11 protein-coding genes are annotated in these 26,023 nt (G+C 44.0%); 9 read left to right on the forward strand and 2 right to left on the reverse strand.

Annotated elements, in window-relative coordinates:
* Positions 1-86: 86 nt before the first annotated feature.
* Positions 87-1,973: a rhamnogalacturonan lyase gene (locus ACNOGP_RS06060; RefSeq protein WP_418214324.1), complete on the reverse strand. Its 1,887-nt coding sequence runs from the start codon at positions 1,971-1,973 to the stop codon at positions 87-89.
* Positions 1,974-1,993: 20 nt separating this feature from the next.
* Complete coding sequence (locus ACNOGP_RS06065) at positions 1,994-3,484, reverse strand: glycoside hydrolase family 28 protein (RefSeq protein ID WP_195476505.1); 1,491 nt, start codon at positions 3,482-3,484, stop codon at positions 1,994-1,996.
* Positions 3,485-3,811: 327 nt separating this feature from the next.
* Between ACNOGP_RS06065 and ACNOGP_RS06070 the strand changes: the two genes are divergently transcribed.
* The 9 genes from ACNOGP_RS06070 (at position 3,812) to ACNOGP_RS06110 (ending at position 25,989) form a co-directional block, all read left to right on the forward strand.
* Complete coding sequence (locus tag ACNOGP_RS06070) at positions 3,812-6,253, forward strand: fasciclin domain-containing protein (RefSeq protein WP_418214325.1); 2,442 nt, start codon at positions 3,812-3,814, stop codon at positions 6,251-6,253.
* Positions 6,254-6,283: 30 nt separating this feature from the next.
* Positions 6,284-9,613 carry a SusC/RagA family TonB-linked outer membrane protein gene (locus ACNOGP_RS06075; protein ID WP_272701936.1) on the forward strand — a complete coding sequence of 1,110 codons (3,330 nt, stop codon included), beginning with the start codon at positions 6,284-6,286 and terminating at the stop codon, positions 9,611-9,613.
* 12 nt (positions 9,614-9,625) lie between these two features.
* Complete coding sequence (locus ACNOGP_RS06080) at positions 9,626-11,248, forward strand: RagB/SusD family nutrient uptake outer membrane protein (RefSeq protein WP_418214326.1); 1,623 nt, start codon at positions 9,626-9,628, stop codon at positions 11,246-11,248.
* A gap of 12 nt (positions 11,249-11,260) precedes the next feature.
* Complete coding sequence (locus ACNOGP_RS06085) at positions 11,261-13,060, forward strand: fasciclin domain-containing protein (RefSeq protein WP_418214327.1); 1,800 nt, start codon at positions 11,261-11,263, stop codon at positions 13,058-13,060.
* Positions 13,061-13,084: 24 nt separating this feature from the next.
* The gene (locus ACNOGP_RS06090; protein WP_418214328.1) at positions 13,085-14,776 is read left to right on the forward strand and encodes a fasciclin domain-containing protein; all 1,692 of its coding nucleotides are present in this window, start codon (positions 13,085-13,087) and stop codon (positions 14,774-14,776) included.
* A 39-nt stretch (positions 14,777-14,815) separates the two neighbouring features.
* Positions 14,816-17,989 (forward strand): SusC/RagA family TonB-linked outer membrane protein, encoded by a 3,174-nt coding sequence (locus ACNOGP_RS06095; RefSeq protein ID WP_418214329.1) that lies wholly within the window; start codon positions 14,816-14,818, stop codon positions 17,987-17,989.
* A 12-nt stretch (positions 17,990-18,001) separates the two neighbouring features.
* Entirely contained in the window at positions 18,002-19,744 is a 1,743-nt protein-coding gene (locus ACNOGP_RS06100; RefSeq protein ID WP_418214330.1) for a RagB/SusD family nutrient uptake outer membrane protein, read from the forward strand.
* 14 nt (positions 19,745-19,758) lie between these two features.
* Complete coding sequence (locus ACNOGP_RS06105; protein ID WP_272720670.1) at positions 19,759-21,465, forward strand: sialate O-acetylesterase; 1,707 nt, start codon at positions 19,759-19,761, stop codon at positions 21,463-21,465.
* A 210-nt stretch (positions 21,466-21,675) separates the two neighbouring features.
* Positions 21,676-25,989, forward strand: coding sequence for a two-component regulator propeller domain-containing protein (locus ACNOGP_RS06110; protein ID WP_418214740.1), 4,314 nt, complete (start codon positions 21,676-21,678; stop codon positions 25,987-25,989).
* The last annotated feature ends 34 nt before the right edge of the window (positions 25,990-26,023 follow it).

Genomic DNA, 26,023 nt, shown 5'->3' on the forward strand with positions numbered 1-26,023 from the left:
GTTGTTCTTTCGTCTAACAGTTGTCAGACGAAAAAGAAACAGTTGTCAGACGAATAAATTCATGAATGAATTTTCTTTGTTTACTCTTATTTGAACTTATATCCTCTGAAAGTTCCTTTTAAGTCCGTTCCGAAATAGAAACCGGGTTGTGTTGGTTGGTTATATCCTACGTTTTGGGTGGCAATGCTGATTCTGTATATCGGATCTTCCAGAAAAGTATGGAAACGGTAGTCAGTTGGGATTGTCGATACATACAGGTGTAGGGAATTGTTGTCTTCCGAGCGGAAAAGGACCTCCTCTCTCCAGTCGCCGATGATATCTCCTTGCAGGCAGGGGGTAGCTTTGGTACTGTTATTGGAGGCTACTCCTTCAAATTCGATGAACGGGATGAAACGTTTCTGTTCCCAGTCATATTTGCTGATATACGTTTTATCCAGTACTTCCCGCAGTAGGTCTCCATCCCACCAGACAGCCATATTAATAGGGAAGCCTTTTGTTTTTGGTGCAATCAGTTCACCCTTGCAGTTGATAATGCCGCCCGTTCCCGATGACCATAACTCTACTCCAAGAGATGTCGGATCGATGTCGGCTGCCATACAACGGCCTATATCTCTGGAACTTTTAAGTTGCAGCAGGATTTCTCCCGTAGCGGCGTCACGGTAAGTACTTCCGTCACGTTTGTTTTCGTGGCAGGCCCACACTTGCAAACCTTTGCGGGTTGGATCGATTTGTGTCAGATGGAGAGCGTCTCCATGTCCGAGCTTGGTGGAGTAGAGCCCTTTGCCGTTATGGTCGATTGTACACGAACCATAAATAATCTCATCGCATCCGTCACCGTCTACGTCTCCTACGCGGAGATTGTGGTTGCCTTGTTTGAGATAATCCTCGTTTCCGGGAGTATTTGTGTCGAATACCCAGTGTTTTTTCAGTTTCTTTCCATCCCAATCGAAAGCAGCCAGTACGATACGGGTGTAGTAACCGCGACACATCACTACACTAGGACGGATGCCATCCAGATAGGCTATGCAGGCAAGGAAACGATCGCTGCGGTTGGCACGTGTATCGCCCCAGTCTTTGGTATTGCCGCGAGCAGGGATGTAATCGGTGGTATAAAGAGCCTCGCCGGTAAGTCCGGAGAATACAGTCAGATATTCGTTACCTTCCAGAATACGTCCCTGACGGGTGAGTTTGTTCTTCTTTTTGTCGAACACACCGGGTTCGCGATAGTCGGCTTTGGCGTTGCCTATCACTTTCCCTTTCCCGTCTACAGTACCATCCGAAGTACGTGCCACCATTTCCGCTTTCCCGTCACCATCTAGGTCGTACACCATGAACTGAGTGTAGTGTGCTCCGGCGCGTATATTTCTCCCTAAGTTAACGCGCCACAACTGTTTGCCGTCCATCCGGTAACAATCGATATATACTTCACCCGTATATCCGTCATGAGAGTTGTCTTTTGCATTACTAGGTTCCCATTTTAGGATGATTTCATATTCGCCGTCACCGTCTACATCACCGATGGAAGCGTCATTCGGGCTGTATGTATATGTATCGCCTGCCGGAGTGATCCCCTCTGCCGGTTTCTTTAAGGGGATCTGCAGATAGCCTAAGGGGGCATTGGCGGGAAGCGTGTATTTCCCGTCGAGTAGATGCGTTTCTTTTCCTTTTACTACGGGACGTACCTCGTAGACCGCAGCTTTCTGACTGCTGTTCTCGTCACGAAATAGCGTACCCGTCACTACCGGTTGGGAGGTCAGTTTCTTTCCATCCCGATATATATTAAAAGCCGTTTCCATCGGGTCGGAAGAGAGATACCTCCATGAGACTACTACGGTTGAAGGATTCTCACGGATGGCAACCACACCTCGTCCGAGCTTTTCTTTTTGCAATTTTGAATAATTATAATTGGGCTGGGCGTTCATCGTTATGATAGATGACAATGCGCATATCAACCAATAAATACATCGTTTCATATTGTTTTATTTTTTAGTTTCTATAAATTCCCGGTGGAAGAGCTTTTAAGCTGCATATTACACTTGTCATTGTGCTCTGAGATAATAGGGGTATTGTCCTTGGTATCCAGTGTGACCTCTGCCAGATTAAAGTTTCTGCTGTACCGGATTTGTCCCGCTTTCTGTGCTTGTGCTTCAATGGCATACAGGAAGAAGTTCTCCAAGCGTAATGTATCGTTCCATCCGGAAGCGGAGATAAATTCCCTTACATTGGTCGCTTTGATATGTGAAAGATATACATTGCGGAACTTAGGATAGCCTTTTTCCTCTGGAACTACCGGAGTAAGCAGTGTCTTCCAGTGCTCGGGTATTTCCTGATGGGAATATTCTTCGGGCAGTGTGCTGTAACTATATTGCGGATTCCAGTTCAAATCGGCGGCTAATACATTCCGCACGCTGTCGGCTTTCACACGGGTGATGTAGATATTCTCTATGGTTCCTCCCCGACTCATGGCACTTTTCAATCTCAAAACGCTCCAGGTTCCCTGAGCAGTGAGGTCATGCCCCAAAATATTACGTATGCTGCCGGAAGTTTCGCTTCCGCAAGTGATAAGCCCTGTCCCTTTATGGGTGGTGCAATGACGTATCACTACATTCTCCGTTGGACGGTTGACACGCAGCCCGTCTGTGTCTCTGCCCGATTTCAGGCAGATATTGTCGTCGTTGCAATCTATCATACAGTTTTCTATCAGTATATTCGAGGAGGAATCGATATCTACCCCGTCCGTACTCGGCCCTCGTCCGTCAATATTATTGTTAATCTTGAGTCCGTTGATACTGCAATAGTCGGAATAAAGAATCTGGCAAGCCCAGAAACCTGTACGCATTAAGGTGAAGTCTTTTAAAGTTACGTCCGTACTACGTTCTACCAGAATACCTCGTACGCGTTTGCAGTCGTAGTCCACAGCCCATCGCAAGCCTTTCGATTCGTACTCTTTACGCATTTTCCAATATTGTTCCCAAAACTTCTTTCCCCGACAATCGATAACTCCTTTTCCACTGACAGCCACATTCTTCTGTTTGACAACATTGATGACGGCGGATGGCCATACCATTTCAATGCCGGCAATGCGGGAACGAAACTCAGGATAATTATTAATATCGGTAGAGGCAAGTAGAGTAACTCCCTTGTCCAGTAGCAGATTGACACCGCTTTTGATAAACAAAGCGCCTACCAGATAGTGCCCGGGAGCCAGTGTTACGGTTCCGCCTCCTGAAGCAGCGCAACTGTCAATCGCTTTTTGGATAGCTTCCGTACTAAGTTTGGTGCTGTCGGCTATCGCACCGAAAGAGTTGGCAGATACGATTGTTCCTTTCGGTTGCTTTCTGCTGCCTACACTGTCCGCCCAGTTCAAGTCCGCCTGCTGAGGGAGTTTTCCCCAGTCATAGGCGTTTTCCGCCTGTCTGCCGGAGTTGCAGGCGGTCAGGAATACGGTGGTTAGAAGAGAAGTAAGAATGCTGTTAATTCTCATTTGATCAACTTTAGATGATTAAGATTTATATGGAGCAATTGCCCTCGTTATTTTTTCGACTAAATTAGCGGCTTTTATCAAGGAGGCGAATGGAGTGATGTACGAAAGCATGGATTATTTCTTGGGTGTTAACCGTGTGCGATAGAATGTCCATGAATTACATAAAAAGTCCATGCGTCTCTGATAATCGCAGTCTGAAGGCCTTCTGGGTGGGATACATGGATAGTCCATACAAAAGTACGATAGTCCATTCTTAACAGTATGCGTCTGCGCTTATCTTTGTGGCATAATAAAAATTGTTCGTAACTCCATTTTAATTTTAAGACTATGATACACACATTGTTGAGTTTATGTAAACAGAGTTTTGGTTGGCTGGGGACTTGTTGGCTGGTCTTTTTGCTGGTGCTGACAGGTTGTACTGATAGGGAAGAACAGTATGAACGTCCTTCCTGGCTGGAACCTCCTATTTACGATGTGCTGACGGAGAGGGGGAATTTCTCCCTGTATCTGTATGCAGTGGATAAAACCTTGTATAGCTCTATCCTCAAAGGGGCGGCTAATTATACGGTATTTGCTCCGAATGATGAGGCTTTCCGCCATTATCTTTCCGAACACAATTATTCTTCTATCGATGAAGTTCCTGTCGAGGTACTGACTAAAATTGTGGCCTATTCAATGGTCTTCAACCGTTTCGAGTCTGCCCGTTTGGGAGATGTACTTTCGAGTTCCGTATGGGAAGAAGGAAGTTCCGTAAAGAAACGTACCTCTTATTATAAGACTCTCTACAGGGAGACGATTGACGGAAAGGAGCAATGGGTTGTGGACAGCCCGGCAGATGTTACCGCCGTACTGACTCCGTATAAATATCTGCCTATCCTTACTTCAACATATTTCTCGCAGGGCAAACTGTTGCCAGTCGATTATGAAACATTCTTTCAGGGAACGGCCTATTCCGGTTTGCATGCGGCAGCCGGCAGTGTCATTAATAAAGATATCTATGCTGAAAACGGGATTATACATGAGGTGTCGGCCGTCAACGAACCTTTGGATAATCTTGATGAAATGTTGAAGGCAAACGGACGTGAAGAGTTCCGGAATGTTCTGGAGACAAAAGTCGGGGATTCCTATTTGTTTATGTCTTATTTGCTTGGAGAGAATACGACGGAAGTCTATAAAAAGCTCTATCCGGACCGTAACATTTCGGCTGTTTATTGCAAGACATACCTTAATCTCCCCTACCTTCTTAATAACGAAGATTACAAAGGTACAGAGACCGCTACTACCGAACAGCAGGGGTATACATTGCTGGTTCCCTCCAATGAGGCAGTTACTCAGTTTGAAGAAACCGTACTTGCCCGTGCCCGTGTTGAGAAACTATCCGATCTTTCATTGACTACATTAGGTTATTTTCTGAAAGCTCATATGGTAGACCGTATTATCTGGCCTTCTCAGTTCGCGAATGAACAGAATACCAATGGCGAATTTTTGAATGGGGAAGGGATAGACGGTCCCCGGCTTGAGGACTGTGTCACAGGAAGTCACTTCGCTAGCAATGGAGTGCTGTATGATACGAAGGAAGTTGTTAAGAGCAAATATTTTAATACCGTCTATTCGGAAATTCTGTTGAATGAGGATTGCCGTACGTTGGCGGATGTGGCATTTGGCAAGTTCTTCACCGGTGACTGGCTGATAGAGCTGACTAAAAGTGTCTTGAACGGAAATAAAGAGGTAGATTATCTGTTGGTGTTACCTTCCGACAGGTTGCTGCAAATGGACGGATATTCGTATGATGAGATAAACGGTAAGTTTGTGAATGAGGATGCAAAGAACGCCGGACTTTCTTCAGTGGACGATCGTTTGAAGAGACTACTCCGTATGTGTATTTTTCAGCGCACCAAAGGAGCGACGGAGTTGGAGGATTTTAATGGCTTCTCGGCTTTGGGATACGATGGTTACGGCTATGCGGTAAATGCTTATGGGGATGTCGTTCGTTTCAAGAACAATAAACTGCAAGGACTGGGCAATATTCTGGATGGCGAAGAGGTGGAAGTGGAAGAAATGACGGATTTCGCTTACAACAACGGGCGGGTATTCAGAATCAAGGACGAAGATATTGCGGCGGGAAAAATGTTGCAATACAGTCCTCGCAAGACTGGTAGCGGGGTGGCTGCCTGGACAGATCCGACTCTGTACAGCCGTATTGCTTCATATACCGAGCAGAACAGCGATTGTCGGTTGTTCAAACAATATATGGATAGAGTGTATGGTGGAAGTGCCCCTTCTTTTATTAAGTCCGGAACTTTCTATACCGTCCTGATCCCTACCGATGCAGCTATACAAGCCGCTGTAACCGCCGGAAAGATTCCTGCATTACCTGTCGGTAGTGCAGAATTCTCTACAGAGGAAAAACCTTTGGTGGAACGCTTCCTGCAGCTGTGTTTCCTTAGCGGAACAGTCGTTGTGGATGATGGATTGCCTTATATGGAACCGGGAAAAAATAAGAGCCTTTCGTTGACAACGGCTTATAAGCTGACCGCTGCCGATGTGGATTTATGGTCTGCCAATACATTGGTAGATGTCTATAAGGATGAAAGCAACTCTTTGAAGTTCCGTTTTCAGGATATTAAGAGTAACAATTGGGTGAAAGTGGAAGGGACAGATCCGGTATCACCGGTACGTGGCGAAGGAAAGAGCAATTATATGGGACCTTTGTCTGTCATTCATGCAGTGGACGGAATTATCTGGTTTAAAACAAATCCTCAGGAATAAGAAAATCTAATATTTATCTAAATAAACACAATGATGAGAAAGAACTTATATCTATTCATCCTGTTGATGATAATATGTAGCATAACTACTCTGGCGACGGCACAGGTCACGAAAGTCGTGATTCGGGGTGTAGTGACTGCTGCCATTGATAAGTTACCTCTTCCGGGAGCGCACGTCATGCTTCTCAATAAAGACGGACGTGTGGTAGGGAATGCGATTGCCGATATGGATGGTAATTATAGTATGCGTGTGGAGACACGTGCAGGAGACAATCTTGTGGTTTCCTATACGGGTATGAAGAAAGCTACCATTCCCGTGAAAGGAAGGATGACGATTAATGTTGTGATGCAGGATGAAACTGTGATGTTGGAAGGAGCCACCATCGTTGCCAGTAAGAAAACCAGCAACGGAATGATGGACATCAACGAACGCGACCTCACGACGGCTATGGGAAAAGTTTCGATGGCAGATCTGGAGGATGGAATGACGGCACCCAGTGTGGAAGATGCTCTTCAGGGGCGTATCGCCGGTTTGGATATTGCAGCCAGTTCGGGCGATCCGGGTGCCGGAATGTCTCTCCGCATTCGTGGTACCACTTCTATGACGGGGTCTTCACAACCGCTTATTGTAGTAGACGGGTTTCCTTATGATGCGTCGGTAGACGATGACTTTGACTTTGCCACAGCCGACGAAGAGGAATATTCGCAGTTATTGAATATCTCACCGGACGATATCAAGGAGATAGCTGTCCTGAAAGACGCGGCTGCTACCGCTCTTTACGGAGCGAAAGCCGCCAACGGTGTATTGCTCATTACCACCAAACGGGGAACGGTAAGCAAGCCCCGTATTTCCTATACGTTCAAAGGAACGATGATAAATAAGCCGGAAGGTATTCAGGTGTTGTCCGGTGATGAATACACGACGCTGATACAGGAGGCTCTGATGAATAGCGGAAAGATGTATGACCCTACTTCCGATCCTGAATTTGCTTATGATGTGAATCAACCATATTATTTCTACAACTATGGTCAGAATACGGACTGGTATGATGAGATTACCCATACCGGATTCAGCCAGGATCATACGGCTTCTATCAGTGGTGGTGGCGACAAGGCACAGTATCGTGCTTCTATCGGCTATTACAACGCCAATAGTGTTGTTATCGGAACCGGTTTGAACCGTATGAATGCCCGATTGAACGTGGATTATAATGTTTCCAAACAAATTAAGTTTTCTGCAAGCATGGCATATACCCGGACAGACGACCGTAAGAACTATATTTCCTATTTCTCTACCAGCCAGAATGTAAGTAACATGGCTTTCACACGTATGCCGAACATGAGTGTTTATGAGTATAATGAGATTGGTATATTAACCGATAATTATTTCACTCCATTGGAATCTCCTCAAGGAAAATGGAATCCCAGCAGTTCGTCGGGAGGCGTTTACAATCCTGTGGCGATGGCGAACGACGGTTATTTCCAAACACTTTCCAATAATGTGGTATCTAATCTCTCGCTTATCTGGCGACCTTTCTCATGGGCGCGTTATCAATCGGATTTTAGTTTGAATGTTTCCAATAACAAGAAGAACGCTTTCCTGCCGCAGACGGCTACCGGTCGCCCGTGGAATGAAGCGACAGTGAATCGTGCCGATGATCGTGACGGAGAAGCTTTCACCATTTATACAATGAACAAAATCGTCTTTACGCCGGACTTGGGCAAGATGCATAGTTTTCAGGGTTTGCTGGCGTTGACTACTTCAGACAAACGTTCTACCAATTTCCGCATGACCGGAGGTAATACGGCCAGTACTTATCTGAAAGATCCTTCCATTCCTTCCCGTTTGACGGGAGCGTCTTATCTAACTTCCACTACGACTCTTCAACAGGAGCGTTCGGTGGGTGTTATGGGAAGTATCCAATATAGTTTGCTCGATCGCTATATCATTAACGGAACTGCCCGCTACGACGGGAATTCCCGTTTCGGTAAGGACAATAAGTGGGGGTTGTTTCCCAGTGTCTCCATGCGTTGGAGGGTTTCCGGTGAGCCGTTTATGAAACCTTGGCGGAAATGGCTGAATGAGTTGAGCCTTCGTGCAAGTTATGGTCTTAACGGCTCTTCTCCAAAAACGAACAACAATTATAAACATATCAGCCTGTATGAGCCATACGAATATTCTTATCTGGGTGAGGCGAGTGTATATCCTTCCAGCTTGGAGTTAAGCAACCTGAAATGGCAGACGAGTACCCAAGTCAACTTCGGACTGAACTTTGCTGCTTTCAAGAACCGTCTGAATATAGACGTGGAAGTTTATCAGAAACGCTCGAAAGACCAGTATTTCCAAAACCTGTCTCTTCCTTCCACGAGTGGATTCTCTAAAGCGGATGTCAACTCCGGCTCGATGGAGAACAAGGGTTTTGAGCTTTCGGTAAATACCGTTCCGTATCGTAATAAGAAGTGGAGCATTTCTTTCAACTTCAATCTGGCGCGCAACGTCAACTCAATTCTGGATGTGCCCGATCAGTATCCGATGCAAAAAGGAGTCTCTACTTCCAATGGGCAATATATCCGCCGTTTCGAGTTGGGACAGCCGATGGGGGCTATCTACGGCTTCCGTTATAAAGGAGTTTACCTGAACGACAACCAGACCATCGCCCGTGACGCGGCCGGTGAGCAGATATTTACTTATGATGCGAACGGCAACCGTACTCCTGTCAGAATGCGTTTTGCTTATCCTACCATTGATTATCAGTTTCAGGCAGGAGACGCTATTTACGAGGATATCAATCACGACGGAAATATCGATCATCAGGATATTGTTTACTTAGGTAATTCCAATCCGATACTGACAGGAGGTTTCGGACCGAATATCCGTTATAAGAATATCAGTGTGAGCGCCTTTTTCAATTTCCGCTATGGAAACAAGGTTATTAACCAGATGCGGATGAGTCTGGAAAATATGTCATCCTACAATAACCAGAGTAAGGCAGTGTTGCGCCGTTGGCGACATCCGTATGAGGATGAAGCGACCGCGCCGACTGATTTGCTGCCGAGAGCTGTCTATGGTTCGAAGAATGCTTACAACTATCTCGGTTCCGACCGTTTTGTGGAGGACGGCTCTTTCCTGCGTTTCAAATCACTGACTGTGAAATATACATTCGATAAGAAACGTTTGCAGAAAACATTCCTCAAAACCTGTCAGCTATGGATGACGATGAGCAATCTGTACGTTTGGACCAAATACTCCGGCATGGACCCAGAAATAGCCCTGACTGGTGCTCCGTTTAATATCGGTTATGACCGTTCGCGTGTTCCGCGTACGCTCACAACTACGTTGGGTATGAGTGTCACTTTTTAAAACCGGAAGATTATGAAAAAGAAACTAACAAGATATATTACGATGTTCGTATTGGCTTTGCAAGGCCTGACAATTACCTCTTGCTCCGATTGGCTGGATTTGATGCCCAATGACGGTGTGCCGTTGGATGAGTTCTGGAAAACGAAGGAAGATGTGCGTTCGGTACTGAACGGTGCTTATTTATCAATGGCTTCCAGTGCTATGGTACAACGCTTGTTTCTCTACGGAGAATGGCGGGCGGATATGATCACTTCCGGAAAAAGGACAAACTCGAATGTGGTGAGTGTGTTCAACGGAGAGATCTCGATTGATAATAGTTTGCTCGATTGGGCTTCTTTCTATGAGACTATTAATATCTGTAACACAATATTGGAGTTTGCTCCGACGGCACAGGCCAATGACCCTTCGTTCTCTCCGGCTACCTTAAAAGAATATGAGGGTCAGGCGATTGCTATCCGTAGTCTGATGTACTTTTATCTGGTACGTGCTTTCGGTGATGTGCCGCTTATCCGTAAGGCATATATAAGTGCTGCTCAGGAAATGAGCGTTGCCAAAAGTAGCCAGAAAGAAGTGTTGGAAGCAATAGTCGCCGATTTGGAATCGTTGGAGACAGGCAATTATCTGCCTAGCCATTACAGCACTACCGATGCAGCCCAAAATAAGGGTAGAATGACCTTATGGGCGGTCAAGGCTTTGCTTGCTGATATTTATCTGTGGATGGAAGATTATGAAAAGTGCAACCGTAAATGCGAAGAGATCATTGCTTCCGGACAGTATACGCTGATTCCGGTTACCCGGCAGAAACAGGAAAGCGGAGAAGATGGGGAGGAGTCCGGCGTGACTATTTACTATCCCGACCCGTCTACATATTTCGCTCTGTTTAATCAGATGTATTACGAGGGCAATTCGATGGAAAGTATTTTTGAATTGCAGTTTTCTACAGAGAACCTGAATCCGTTTTATTCTATGATGAGTTCGGGAAGAGGTTATATCGGTATTAATACGGCCAACTTGGAGTCGAATATTTTCATTCCGACGGCAACGGGAGATATGCTCTTTTTCGATATACGCAATATTATTTGTCAGAATAAATCTTGCCTTTGGAAATATATAGGTGTTGAGCCTAAAGCATCCAGTGCGGAACGGGCACAGGAAGAATATACCGGTAACTTTATTATTTATCGCTTGGCTGAGATTTATCTGATGAAAGCCGAAGCCTTGACACAGATGGCAATTGCGGATAATGAAAATCAGGAGTTGCTGAAAGAGGCTTATAGATTGGTGAAAGTAATCAGGGATCGTGCGAACGCTGTGGAAACAACGGATCTGGGTGCGTCGGAGGGTTCTTATGTGGGTAAAGATATGGAGAAATTCATTTTGGATGAACGTGCCCGCGAGTTGGCTTATGAGGGGAAACGCTGGTTTGACGTGCTACGCCAGGCTAAACGTGATAACTATGGAGGTGACAACCTTAACTATCTGATGACGTTAGCCGAATATAGTGCTCCGGCGAGTAAGGTGACCAGTCTGAAAGCGAAGTATAGGAATTATCACAGCCATTATCTTCCTATTTACAGTGAGGAATTGGATGCGAACCCGCTACTGGAACAAAATGAGTTTTATGCAACGAATTAAATCTATATGGACATGAAGAACAATATATTGCTGAACACTTTTCTGGGTGTTTTATCGCTTTTCTTTCTGAATGCGTGCGAAGACAGTCTGATGGGGAGTGTATATCAAACAACGAGCGAACAGATGTTGGATGAATATATGGACGAGCATTTGGGAGAGTTTCTTAAAATAGTGCATAAGTCCGATTATCGGGGCATGCTTCATGCTTATGGGGCATATACTTGTCTGGCTCCGACGGATGAGGCTGTGAGAAAGTTTATGGAGAAAGAAGGAAAGACGATTGACGAACTGACAAAAGAGGAAGCGGATGCTTACGTCGGTTACCATATTATTGGCGATACGATTTCTTCGGCACGTTTTGAAGACGGCAAAATGCCGACTCCGAATATACGGGGATATTATCTGACTACTAAAACGGAGAGTGATGAAAGCGGGAATGTGTACGTAATGGTAGACCGTAAGGCACGGATGGTGACAAAAGATGTTTTACTTGGGAATGGAGTATTGCACGTGATTGACGCGGTATTGGAAAAACCGGAATTGACTTTGAGACAGCAAGTCGCTGTTTTGCCTACCGAAAAGTATTCTTTGTTCAAAGACTTATTTGCCGAGTATGAAGAGTATTTGGCCGGTGTCATGACAAATGATACTACTTATACCGTTTATGTGCAGAGTAATGAGACTTTCAATGATGAAGGTATCCATAATAAGGCGGAACTGCTGGTACGTTTGAAAAAGAATATGGTGGGGATAGCGGAAGATGAATTGGTAAAGAACTTCCTGGCTTATCATATCGGAATAGGACGACGGTATATTGTTGATTTATTGGGAGGGACATCGGCCGTTATGACTAAAGTGGAGAATCAGGTGATCACCAGTACCATGGACGGACAGTCCATTGTGCTGAACCGGTTTAAGAGCGCTTCCAGTTATGAAGCAGGAATCGAACTGCTAAGAAATAGTGAATACACCGACTTGACTTGTGAGGACGGAGTGATGCAGGAAGTCGGAGGGTTATTGGAGATTAAGATACGTTCTGCCTATCGGGTGGATTTCGATATGTGTGACCTGCCACAGATTAAATCGGATCCGGCCTATCGCAAGGAGACCAAGAAGTTTAAGATGAAAGACTTAAATCAAGATGTCAAATTCGAATCGGATAGAGGTAGCGGTAATCCGGATATTACTTATGGAGTAGTAAATATGAGTGATGATAATCCTTCGATGAATCTGAACCAACAGTATGTAAATGGTGATTATCTGACGTTCTCCATCACTACCGGTGGCTTTGTGAAGGCCTTTGAGTTCACGTTACCTTTATTGATAGACGGTACTTATAAAGTATGGTTATGTTATTGCCATTCCAGTTCATCAAAGAGAGGACCGATACTGAAAACAACTTTTAAACAGGAAAACCGGGATGATCAGGTCTTAGAGAAAACAGCAACCATAGCACAGGTCAAAACGATTGTTTATGAAAAGGATGCGAATGGTAAGACTAAGCAGGACTTTCGTGGAGTGGATATGGTCAATCATGCGGAAATGGAAAGGGAATACGGGTGGAAACAGTATACTTACAAACCGGATAAGAGTATGAACAGTATTCTGCTGGGAACGATTAAAGTATATTCCAGTGGCCGCCATACGATACGTTTCGACATGGTAGAGAAGTATGGTGGTAAGTATTATTATTTTGATATGATTCAGTTTATACCGGCTACGGAAAATCAAGTATGGCCGATGCTTGATATGAAAGGTAACCAAATAGAGGAGAATTCTCCGGGAATAGGAGATATCTGGCCTTATAAATAAAAATCAACGGATAAATTAGTAGCAATGAAAACGAAACTCAATATAATAAGAGAGGTATGGCTGTTGGCAGTTGTGGTATTGATTACAGCCTGTAACAACCAGTGGGACAATCATGTGGAGGTAGATACTCCTACATTGGACGGAAGTGTGCTGGATGCCGTAAAGGCGAACAAGGATCTTTCTGCCTTTTATCTTTTGCTGGAGGAAACCGGTTACGTCAATATCCTGAATGGAGAATATGAGTATACAATTCTTGCGCCGGATAATGACGCGATTTCAGAGCTGGTGGCAGATTATGAAGAAGGTGAATGGAATGAGCAGGAGAAACTTGCGATAGTGAAGAATCATATTGCTTTTGGTTTGTATAATATGAAGACATTAACTCAACCGGACAGTCGTTTGAAAATGATAAACGGAAAGAACCAATCCATGAGTACTGTGAGTTTTGACTCGGAACATTCAAATGTGCTTTGCAATAATGGAGTCCTGCATATAGTGGATAAGGCGTATAAACCTTTGATGAATATTGATGAGTATCTGCAATATGTTCGGAGAATGTTTCCGGAAGAATACGAACAGTTGGACAGCCTGTATGCGAAAGCTACCAAAGTAATGGATACGGAGAGAAGTGTACAGACAGGGGTGAATGAACTGGGGCAGCCCGTATATGATACGGTGTGGACTACACGGAATTACTTTTTCGAGGAAATGCCGATTAACGATGAAGACTCTTCCTACACATTCGTTGTATTGAGAGATCTTAACTTCCGGGAGTTGAAAGCTAAATATGCGAGGTATATGAGTTTGGGCGACGAGGAACAGACTGATTCGCTGGTAGTTGACGAACTGATTCGCGACTTGGTTTTCAAGCAAGGGGAAACGACAGCCCTGAGTGGTGTGAAGGTAGATTTTTCAGGAGCGGCAGACTTCGTTCCTTTGCCGATAGAAGTCAGCGAATATAAAGCCTCCAATGGAGTGGTTCGTTTTCTGAATGGGGTGGATGTCAAGATGAAAGAGAACAAAATAAAGACAGTGGTGGTAGAGGCCGAAGACTATTTGAGTGCATACTCACCTTCTAAAGTGTACACCCGTTCACGCTCGTCGTGGGCAAGTGGAGGAAAGGATGTGATGGTGTCTTCGCGGACTTACCAGAAGGACCCCGTTACAGGTACAGAGTACTCTTTTGTTTTCAATACGAGTAATTATAACACGGATATGAATTTTTATCTGCTGTATGAAGTACGGTTGAACTCTGTTACCTATGACGTTTATTGGCTTTCTTACGATGATATGGCTGAACATATCGCAAAAGATCCGGCAAGTGAGGCTTCCACGTTGGTAGTCTGCCAGAAGATGTTTGCGGCAATGCCGGGTGATGCACAGCTTGCCCGCTCATCCGGTGGCTCGATACAAAATAACTATTGGGGAAACTCGGTTGCTTTTGCTGCTTATTCGGTAGCGGGAGATAAGACATACAGGGATTATCCGGTACAGCTTCGGAAATATACGTTGGATACCGGTAGCTCCCGAATGATTCCGAAAGAAGAAGTGGAAGGAGAAGAGAGATATGATTTCGATGTTCCGCGAATGGGCAAAGTACAGTTGATGGTTTGTAATACGGCGGGTTTTCATCCGTACTCCAAGGCCAATCAGAGTGGCGGAATGATGTTTCTTGATTATATAAAATTTGTCCCTCGTATTCCGGACGGTGAATGATACGGATGCAGATGAAACGATTAAAGGAAAGAAAATGCTATGAATAAGATAAAATATATATTTCTTTTGCTGGCTTGTGTGTTCGCTTTGTCTGCGAATGCGCAGAAGTTCAATAAGAAGATTCGTACGTTGAAAGTGAAGAAACGTATCGAGTATAAGGAGAAAGTGTCGGGAACAGTCGTGGAAGCGGCTACCGGAAATCCGGTTAATGGAATAAGAGTGACTGTCTCGGATATCAGTGCGGCAATGACGGATGAAACCGGAAAGTTCTCTATCAAAGTACCGTCTTATGATGTAGAATTGTTGATTTCCGGTCCCGGATACCAACAGAAAAGAGTTGCGCTGAAAGGACGGAACGAGGTGAATATACGTATCTATGACGAAACACATAAGAGTGTATTCGGGAATGTGACAACTCCGTTGGGGGAAGTGGCGGGAAGCCATCTTACTACTTCTGTGGTTCAGTTGGACGGTGATAACTCGTTAAATCCGTCTACCAGCGGTGAGACCTTGTTGCAAGGAACAGTAGCGGGTCTGAATGTGATTTCCCGTTCGGGAATGGAAAATGCGGGGATGAATATGTTTATGAGAGGATTCAATTCGATCTATGCAAATAATCAGCCTTTATTGATTATTGACGGGATGGTAATCGAGAATATTTCGGCCGGTACGTCCCTGATAAACGGCTATCTTTCCACTCCTTTCTGTGATATTGACGTGAAGGACATCGACCGGATTACCGTATTGAAGGATGCAACGACCCTTTATGGGGTGAAAGGGGCAAATGGCGCTATTGTTGTAGAAACAAAGAGAGGTAAAGATCCTGAAACACGAATCACAGCGCAAGCGGTGATGGGGATGAATATGAAACCTGGTAGTATTCCGATGTTGGATGCTGCTCAGTCGAAACGTTATCTGATGGATGTATATCAAAGTCGGGGATATTCTAGTAGTGATATTCAAAAACTGCCTTTCATAAATAATGAAAGACCTGTACAGCAAGCTTGGGGATATGAAGGTAATCCGGACTTCTATCGGTATAACAAAAGCACCGATTGGCAGGATGAGTTGTTTGTAGAAGGTTTGAAGAATAACTATTCAATAGGGGTGACCGGTGGTGACGATGTTGCCGTGTATGCTTTGTCGTTGGGGTATCTGCAAAATGAAGGAGTAGTGAAAGGTACGGACTTTAACCGTTTCTCTGCAAGAATTAATACAGATATTACTTTTTCACAGAAGTTTATGGTACAGACAAACATGAATTTTGTCTATGGTAAGAAGAACTTGATGCAGGAAGGAAATGCGACTCCGTTGAATCCGATTTACTCTTCTTTGGTCAAGTCGCCTTTTATGTCAAGCTATGTATATAATGAACAGGATCAGCTCTCACCGAATTATGAAGATACGGATCTCTTCGGTATGGCAAATCCGGCGGCAGTGACCGGCAGTGTGCAGCAGGAAAATTCCAATTATGGTTTTACGGCTAACATTCATGTGAAGTATAATATATGGAAGAATCTGACTTTGAGCACGCGGTTCGGACTTCGTCTGACTAAAGCGAAAGAGAGTATCTTTCACCCGGGACAAGGGATTCCGTACGATGAGCTCCCTACTGCATTGGTGACAAACGAAATGCAATATCATACGGAGCGTATTTTCTCGCTGTTTGATGAAACGCGTGCCAACTACTTGTTCAAATTCGGTCCGGAACATCAATTGGATGCAACCGTAGGTTTACGATATGCCACCAATAAGGCGGAAGACGACTGGACGAAGGCGTATAATTCGTCGAGTGATGAGTTTAAATCTTTGCAGTCCGGTTTGGATGCATTGCGGCAGATGGGAGGGGCACTCGGAACATGGAACTGGTTTTCCATCTATGGCAATGCGGCTTACTCTTTGAAGAACCGCTATTTTGTCAATGCTACATTGTCGACGGATGCTTCCTCCCGCTATGGACAGAATGTCGGCTTCTTCCGGCTTTTCCCGGCTGTGTCTGCCGCTTGGGTATTATCGTCGGAGAAATTTATGAAAGAACTGTCATGGATAGACCTGCTGAAAATACGTGCAGGATATTCGGTAGCCGGGAATGACGATATCGGCAATTATACAGGGAGTCGCTATTATACTTCACAAAATCTGATGGGTAACTACGGATTGGTACGCGGCAATCTGGTTAATCTGAATCTGAAACCGGAGCGGGTGGGCAAACTGAATATTGGTTTGGATGTAGCGCTTATGAACGAACGTTTGTCTTTAAGCGCTGATGTATATCGCTCGAAAGTAAAGGATATGCTTACCTACTCTTCCGTGACTCCTTTTTCGGGATACTCGACTTATGTGGATAATGGAGGGGAAATGAGAAATATAGGAGTGGACGTGGCTGTCAATGCCCGCCTGTTGAATACAGCTTCCCTAAAATGGGATTTGGGGATTACCGCTTCACACTATAAGAACAAGGTAACCCGATTGAAAGGCGAAAGTTATCAGACGGAAATAGCCGGCGGTACGGTTCTGACAGAAGTAGGTAAACCGTTAGGAGTATTCTACGGATATAGGACAAACGGGGTGTATAGCACGGAAACGGAAGCGCAGACTGACGGATTGAACGTACGTTCCGGGTTAAAGGACCTGCCTTTCGGTGCCGGTGATATGCGATTTGTCAATATGAACGGAGATGAATATATCGACGAAAAAGATAGAACTGTGATAGGGGATCCTAATCCGGATGTCTATGGAGGATTGAATACCCGTATCTTGTGGAAGAACTTTACGCTTTCTGCGCAGTTTACGTATTCTGTAGGAAATGATATCTATAACTATACCCGTCAGACATTGGAGGCGATGTCCGGCATGGAAAACCAGACCAAAGCTGTGATGAACCGTTGGCGTATGGACGGACAAGCGGCAAGCATGCCGAAAGCTACCTATGGTGACCCGATGCAGAATTCCCACTTCTCTGACCGTTGGATAGAGGATGGCTCTTTCTTGAAATTCAAGAATCTGACACTGGCTTATGATGTGCCTATCAAAAAGGGGATTGTTACCGGATTGCAGGTATATGCCGTAGCAGAGAATCTGTGCACTTGGACTGCTTACAAAGGCTATGACCCGGAGTCCAGCATTAGTACCAGTCCTCTGAGTTATGGAATCGACTCTTTTACGACACCGCAGGCACGTACTTTTTATGTAGGATTAAAACTCGGACTCTAAATAAGGTAAACCATGAAATCAATAAAGAATGTCATCATATTTGGCGGGCTGTTTGCCTGTACGTTGTTCGGCTCTTGTGTGGATGCGGAACTGGAATCGGTAGTGGAATATAAGAATCATTATAAGACCCTCGATGATGCGAATAGTGCCATATTGGGATTGTATGGAAAATTTATGGGGCTGGCGGAGCAGACTATCGTTTTGGGAGAACTTCGTGCCGATTTGATGGATGTGACGGATAATGCATCTATAGAATTGCAGGAAATCAATGCTAATACTCCTTCTTCGGGAAATAAATATGCGGATATGACGAATTATTATTCCGTCATTCAGAACTGTAATGATATTTTGGCAGGCTTTGAGGATATGCTTGCCAATAATCGGTTGACACAGGAAGAATACTCGGAACTTTATTCGGATGTAGCAGCTCTTCGTTGCTGGACTTATCTGCAAGTAGGTATGTATTTCGGAAAGGCGGTTTACGTAACGAAGCCTACTGTATCCGTTGAAGATGCCTCGAAGCTGGAGCAACTGCCGAAAATCGGGTTGGATGAACTCTTGCCCCGTTTGATCGAATGTATGGAGAACTTGCCGACTTTGGAGGATTACCTGAATAGTGACTTGATAAAGTATAAACTGGATACGTATGACCTAAAACGATTCTTTGTTAACAAGCGTATTCTTTTGGGAGATCTTTATCTTTGGAACGGGAATTACCGGGAGGCTGCCGTGCAATATCGTAAATTCCTGTCTACCGACGAGAATAAGGCTTCTACGGCTAATGCGGTCAGGTATCGTTGCGGAAGCTATTCTACCGGTGGAGATACTTATTTTCAGGTCTTTTATGAACGATATATGGATGGCGATATGAACAGTTACAAGAATACTTGGCTGAATATGTTCGCTTTTCCGGCAGATAAGTCTGCTTTGTGGAGTGAGTTGATTTGGACAATAAGCTATGAACCGGCTTTTGAACCTTATTATCCCTTGATTGAACTGTTTGCCAATGAAGGAAAAGGAAAGTATGAGTTGATGCCTTCAGCCTATGCGGTTACCGACTTATGGGAAAAGGAGGAACAAAAGAACGGTGCGGAATTTGACGGACGTGGGCGTGACTCTTCTTACAAACTGGTAAATGGTGAATATGTAGTTCAGAAGTATTTATATGATTATGATCCGGCAAAGCCGTATGAGAAAAAGGGACGTTGGTTCTTGAATCGTGCCGCACAGGTGTTGCTACGTTACGCGGAGGCTGTGAACCGTTGTGGGTATACGAAACTTGCTTATTCGATTTTGAATGAAGGATTCAAAACAACTTACCGTTATACTCCGGAATCGGAAGCTAAAAGAGAATGGGACTGTGTGACCAGTTATGAATACGGACAGCCTTATCCGGAACCTTTTTACTTTGATGCACGAAGTATAGATGCGCCTTACTATCGTAGTCCTTGGCGTGAGTTTACGGGAATTCGCGGTCGTGTATCGTTGAAAGCTAAGGAGATGGAACCGGAAGCCGGTGAAACAGATGTACAATGTATGGAGAAACTGTTGATAGAAGAATCTGCTTTGGAACTGGCTTTTGAAGGACATCGTTGGGGTGATCTGATTCGTGTGGCCAGACGTATGAATAAGGAAAAGGCAGGCTCCGGCAGTGAGTATCTGAAAGAAGTGATAGGCAGGAAATATGAGCGTTCGGGATTATCCATGCCGGATTTCTCATCTGAAGAGAAGTGGTATTTGAATGTATCAAAGTGAAAACGGGAGGGGCGATGAAGACTGTTTTAATACACTTGTCTGAAAATAAAGAACTAAAACGTTATTTTTGTTTGTTGATAACAGGGCTTTTATGTTTTGCAGTATATGCACAGGAGCGGGCTCATGTTGTTATTGTGGCCGGACAGTCTAATACCGATGGGAGGGTGCCTGTCTCGGACTTGCCGGAATATATCAGGAGTATGGGAATAGATAGTACCGGTTTCACGAAAGGGGCCTATAAATATTGCAAAATCTCACAGAATCGTGTGGATGGAAAATTTGTTCCTTTTTGGCCTCGTCGTAATCGTTGGGGCTATGATGCTGTTACCTATTATCTGTTGGAACAGTTGTATCAAAAAGACTTTTACGTAATAAAGTGGGCAGTAGGAGGCACGTCAATAACACCAGAGAATACAAGTTCTCGTGGAGGACACTGGTCTGCTGACCCGGCATGGTTAGCGCAAAATACTCCTACTGCGAAAAAAGGAAAATCGTTGCTCCTTTCGTTTGCCCAGCAAATAAGTAATAGTATAACAAAGACGCTGTCTCGCTTGCCGGAAGGTTACCACATTGATGCTTTCCTCTGGCATCAAGGAGAAAGTGATTCGGATTATGGTCCGGATTATTACGATAATCTGAAAAATGTACTGGCTTATGTACGTACTCATCTCACCCGGAAAACCGGTGAGGATTATTCGGAACTGCCTTTCATCTTCGGTTCTGTAGCCAAATCGAACAAACGTTATAATGCTGAGGTAGAAGCAGCGATGAAACGGTTGGCTTCGGAGGATAAGAATGCCTATCTGGTAGATATGTCGAAAGCTACTTTACTGAAAGACAGGCTTCATTTTGATAAAACATCTGCCGAGTATCTAGGGAGACAAATGTATGAGACAATGCTGCGGGTTTCTTCCGCGAACGTAACCGTTGCACAACCGCCATTTGATATTGACTTATGGGAGCAAGGATTACCTAATTCGAATGGTAAAGAAACGGAAGGGTACGATGATAAAAAGCATAATTATAAACCTTCTGTCAGAGTTTTTCTTCCTGTCTCGAAGAAACCGGTAAAAGCAATTCTAATTTGTCCCGGAGGTGGATATGATCACTTGGCAATGAAAGATGAGGGGTACGACTGGGCTTTATACTTTAATAAACGGAATATGGCAGCAATCGTATTGAAATATAGGATGCCGAATGGCAATCCGGAAGTACCTGTCTCGGATGCTTGTGAAGCAATGCGTTATATTAGAGCACATGCTGAAGAATGGAATATTATTCCGGATAGTATCGGAGTAATGGGGTCATCCGCAGGCGGGCATTTAGCCTCTACTATTGCCACCCACGCTTCAGCCAAATTGCGCCCGGCTTTTCAAATTCTTCTTTATCCGGTAATTACAATGGAAGAAAAAAATGCGCATAAGGGATCAAAGAAGCAATTTCTGGGAGAAAATCCGGATGAGAAACTGGTGAAAAGATATAGTAATGAGTTACAGGTAGATAAAAGAACTCCGGGTGCATTTATTGCACTGTCAGGTGACGATCAAAGTGTGAAACCTATTCACTCGGAGAATTATCACAAGGCATTGAGAAGGTTGGGAATTGCTTCGGAAATGCATATTTACAGTAGCGGGAAGCATGGTTGGGGATACAACAAAAGACCATTTGCTCAACGTGCTGAAATGATGGAGGATCTGGAAAACTGGCTAATGACTTTATAAATGTGTATAAATAAGCTCAATTTAAAGATTATAGGTATTGTTTGGATATACAGGAAAGGGTGGATATAGAGGTTTTTAGGTTGTTTGATAATTGGGATAGTCTGGACCGGGGAATATGGATTTGTTTTATTTCCGGTTCGGACTAATTTTATTATTCCAAAATTCTTCGCTATTTTTGTTAGACATTTATTATTAATCTTGAAATCTATGATGAAGAAAAGATTCCTGTTCGCTTTTATTTTGTTTCTAATCTCTGTTCTTAATACCTATGCGGGTATTGAATTACGTTCCCGCCAGATGAAAACGAGTGATGGATTGCCCAGTAACTCCGTACGGTATATGTACCAGGATAGCAAAGGCTTCTTGTGGTTTGGCACATTGAACGGATTAAGCCGCTATGACGGTAATTCTTTTCTGACTTTCCAGCCGGGAAATGATGGGAAGCCATCGTTGGCAGATAACCGGATCTTTAATATCACCGAAGATAAACATGGTTTTCTGTGGATGGGAACTACTGTTCGTCTGTATAGCTGCTATGATCTGCAGAAGGCGTGTTTTGTAGAATATATGGAACCGGAGGATCAGGACCGGAATTATTCGAAACTATTCCTGGCTTCTTGTGGAGATGTCTGGTTGTGGCATCCGGATAACGGAGTTAGAAGAGTTATACATCAAGAAGAGGGGATATTGACTTCTACTGTATTTAAGACGGAAGCGGGAAACTTACCGGATAATCGGGTGAACTTTGTACGCGAGGATAATGACGGACGTATTTGGATCGGCACGAAACGGGGGGTGGCTTTGGTCGTAGACGGTGAGGTTAAGATCGTAGACCGTGCCTTACATTTTGTCTCTATGCTGGCTAATGGGGATAGAGTTTATTTCCTTACAGAAAATGGAGATATTTATTCTTATCAGGAAAAGACTCAGGAACTGCTGAAACAAGCTGCACTTTCTGCGGTTGCCGGAAAGATGTCTCTTACGGATGATTTTCGTATTAAAGATAAATGGGTGATATTTACCAGTACGGGGGTGTATAATTATGATCTCGTAAAATATACGTTGACTCCTGACACTCATTTGGATATAAAAAAAGGAGAAGTGATTTGTGACAATCGTGGAGACTACTGGATTTATAACCGCACGGGATGTGTTCATTACATTTCCGCAGCCACCGGTAAAGTGAAATCTTTTCAGTTTATACCGGAGGATAAACTCGACCATATTGATTTTGAACGCTATCATATTGTTCATGATTCTCGAGGAATCATTTGGATCTCGACTTATGGAAACGGGCTGTTTGCTTATGATCCTATTGAAGACAAGCTGGAACATTTTGCAGCAGGTATTACTGAAAACAGTTATATCAATTCTGATTTCCTGTTGTTTGTTATGGAGGACCGGGCAGGAGGAATATGGGTGAGTTCCGAATATTCGGGAGTAGCCCGCATTTCGGTTTTGAATGAGGGGACTACCCGTATTTATCCGGAAAGTCCGGAGCTGTTCGACCGTTCTAATGCTATACGTATGATAGAGGAAATGCCGAATGGTGATATCGGAATTACTACTCGTAAAGGTGGTCTTTTTACTTATGATGCGTATTTCAACCGGAAGATGGATAAAACCTATTACCAATCGAACATTTATGCGATGGAGAAGGATGCCGGAGGAAAGCTTTGGATGGGAACACGTGGCGAAGGACTGAAGATAGGAGAGGATTGGTATAGGCATGATAAGCTGGATCTTACGACACTATCCAACAATAATATATTTGCTATTTGTCGGGATGCTAAGGACCGGATGTGGATCGGGACATTTGGGGGCGGGCTTGATCTGGCGGAACCTGCTTCGGAGGGTACCTATAAGTTCCGGCATTTTTTTCAGGGGAGATATGGGGTACAGATGGTCCGTGCATTTCAGGAAGATAAGAATGGAATGATATGGATGGGAACTAGTGAGGGGATTTGTATTTTCCATCCGGATTCTTTAATTGCCGACCCTGAAAATTATCATTGGTTCAGCCATACGAACGGAAAGTTTTGTAGTAATGAGATAAAATGTATTTTTCAAGATAGTAAGGGACGGATATGGACCGGAACTTCGGGGATGGGGCTTAATCTCTGCCAACCGGAAGATAACTATAATGTACTGAGATATGAACATTATGGAGTAAATGAAGGGCTGGTCAATAATGTAGTCCAGTCCATTCTGGAGGATAAGCATGGAAAACTCTGGATTGCAACTGAATATGGAATCTCCAAGTTTGATCCGGATACGAAGTCGTTCGACAACTACTTCTTCTCTTCGTATACATTGAGTAATGTATATAGTGAGAATTGTGCATACGTGGGGGCGGATGGCAGATTGCTGTTCGGTACGAATTACGGACTGACTATTATTGATCCCGAGCAGATAAAAAGCAATGAATCCTTCTTGCCGGTGGTTCTTACGGATTTATATGTCAATGGGATTCAAGTAGTTCCCGGAACTACGGACTCTCCATTAACACATTCACTGGCTTACTCCGACAGAATGGAACTTAAATATTTTCAGAATTCTTTCCTGATAGACTTCTCTACCTTCGATTATTCTGATAGCGGACAGGCTAAATATATGTATTGGCTTGAAAACTACGACAAGGAATGGAGTGCTCCTTCCTCACTTAATTTTGCTTCCTATAAATATCTGAATCCCGGAACGTATATCCTGCATGTGAAGTCTTGCAATGAGGCTGGTATTTGGAATGATAAGGAGACAACTCTGACTATTGTGATCAAGCCTCCGTTCTGGAAAACAGGATGGGCTTTCCTCTGTTATGCTTTGTTGGTCATGGTCGCTCTGTACTTTACTTACCGGGTTGTCCGTAATTTCAGCCGTTTGCGAAATCGTATCAGTGTGGAGAAACAGTTGACTGAGTACAAACTGGTCTTTTTTACGAATATTTCCCATGAGTTCCGCACTCCGCTTACGTTGATTCAAGGTGCGTTGGAACGGATACAGCGTATCAGTGATATCCCTAAAGAATTGGTGCATCCTTTAAAGACGATGGATAAGAGTACGCAGCGTATGTTGAGGCTGATTAATCAATTGTTGGAATTCCGCAAAATGCAGAATAATAAATTGGCTTTGTCGTTGGAAGAGACAGATGTGGTAGCTTTTCTTTATGAGATTTTCCTGAGTTTTGGTGATATAGCCGAACAGAAGAAGATGGATTTCCGGTTTAATCCTTCTGTTCCTTCCTATAAGATGTTTATTGATAAGGGAAATCTGGATAAGGTGACTTATAACCTGTTGTCGAATGCCTTTAAATATACTCCTTCCAATGGGTGTATTGTTTTATCCGTCACGGTGGATGAAGTGAAGAAAATGCTACAGATACAGGTTTCGGATACCGGAGTTGGAATACCTAAAGAAAAACAGGCTGAGTTGTTCAAACGTTTTATGCAAAGCAGTTTCTCTGGCGACAGTATCGGTGTAGGACTACATCTGACTCATGAATTGGTGCAGGTTCATAAGGGAACAATCAAGTATGCGGATAACGAGGGTGGTGGCTCTGTATTCACTGTCTCTGTTCCGACGGACAAATCAGTCTATGAAGAAAAAGATTTTCTTGTTGCGAATAATGCGTTGCTGAGAGAAGCCAATGCACATGATGTCCATTGGGCAGGGGGGAACGATTTCGGAGAGGAAGAACGTGAACTGCAGGAGTTTGGGAAAGTAGAAAATCCGTTGAATAAACGGAAGATATTGATAATAGAGGATGATAATGATATCCGCCAGTTCTTGAAAGAGGAGATCGGGGCTTATTTTGAAGTAGAAGTGGCTGCCGACGGTACATCCGGTTTCGAGAAGGCACGTTCCTATGATGCAGATCTGATTATCTGCGATGTTCTAATGCCTGGAATGACAGGCTTTGAGGTCACAAAGAAGTTGAAGTCGGACTTTGATACGAGTCATATTCCCATTATTCTGCTGACTGCTTTGAGTTCGCCGGAGAAATATCTGGAAGGTATAGAGTCCGGTGCGGATGCTTATATTCCTAAACCGTTCAGCATTAAGTTACTGTTGGCACGTGTATTCCAATTGATCGAACAGCGTGACAAGCTGCGTGAGAAGTACTTGAATGAGCCGGGAATCATGCGTCCGGCAGTCTGTTCTACAGACAGGGATAAGGAATTTGCCGATCGTCTGAATCTTGTTTTGGAGAAACATCTTTCCCGACCGGAACTGACTATTGATGAATTTGCTTCACTAATGAAGATGGGGCGTACCGCATTTTACAAGAAAATACGAGGGGTAACCGGTTATGCTCCTAACGAATACTTGCGTATCATCCGTATGAAAAAGGCTGCGGAACTGTTGCTTTCCGGTGAAAATTTGACAGTGGCTGAGGTTTCCTATCGGGTAGGTATCGATGATCCGTTCTATTTTAGCAGACGTTTTAAGATGCAATTCGGAGTCTCACCTTCTATATATCAGCGTGGTGCGAAGAATAATTCTTCTTCAGAAGAGCAACCTTTATAAATTATCCTGTATCTTTGTACGCAGAAAATAATTG

Origin of the sequence: Bacteroides difficilis (genome assembly GCF_048319815.1) — a bacterium.
Lineage (GTDB): Bacteria > Bacteroidota > Bacteroidia > Bacteroidales > Bacteroidaceae > Bacteroides > Bacteroides zhangwenhongii.

Bases quoted from the DNA above. Each gene is read 5' to 3' on its own strand.
- ACNOGP_RS06060 (WP_418214324.1), bottom strand. From the start codon at position 1,973: ATGAAACGATGTATTTATTGGTTGATATGCGCATTGTCATCTATCATA.
- ACNOGP_RS06065 (WP_195476505.1), bottom strand. From the start codon at position 3,484: ATGAGAATTAACAGCATTCTTACTTCTCTTCTAACCACCGTATTCCTG.
- ACNOGP_RS06070 (WP_418214325.1), top strand. From the start codon at position 3,812: ATGATACACACATTGTTGAGTTTATGTAAACAGAGTTTTGGTTGGCTG.
- ACNOGP_RS06075 (WP_272701936.1), top strand. From the start codon at position 6,284: ATGATGAGAAAGAACTTATATCTATTCATCCTGTTGATGATAATATGT.
- ACNOGP_RS06080 (WP_418214326.1), top strand. From the start codon at position 9,626: ATGAAAAAGAAACTAACAAGATATATTACGATGTTCGTATTGGCTTTG.
- ACNOGP_RS06085 (WP_418214327.1), top strand. From the start codon at position 11,261: ATGAAGAACAATATATTGCTGAACACTTTTCTGGGTGTTTTATCGCTT.
- ACNOGP_RS06090 (WP_418214328.1), top strand. From the start codon at position 13,085: ATGAAAACGAAACTCAATATAATAAGAGAGGTATGGCTGTTGGCAGTT.
- ACNOGP_RS06095 (WP_418214329.1), top strand. From the start codon at position 14,816: ATGAATAAGATAAAATATATATTTCTTTTGCTGGCTTGTGTGTTCGCT.
- ACNOGP_RS06100 (WP_418214330.1), top strand. From the start codon at position 18,002: ATGAAATCAATAAAGAATGTCATCATATTTGGCGGGCTGTTTGCCTGT.
- ACNOGP_RS06105 (WP_272720670.1), top strand. From the start codon at position 19,759: ATGAAGACTGTTTTAATACACTTGTCTGAAAATAAAGAACTAAAACGT.
- ACNOGP_RS06110 (WP_418214740.1), top strand. From the start codon at position 21,676: ATGAAGAAAAGATTCCTGTTCGCTTTTATTTTGTTTCTAATCTCTGTT.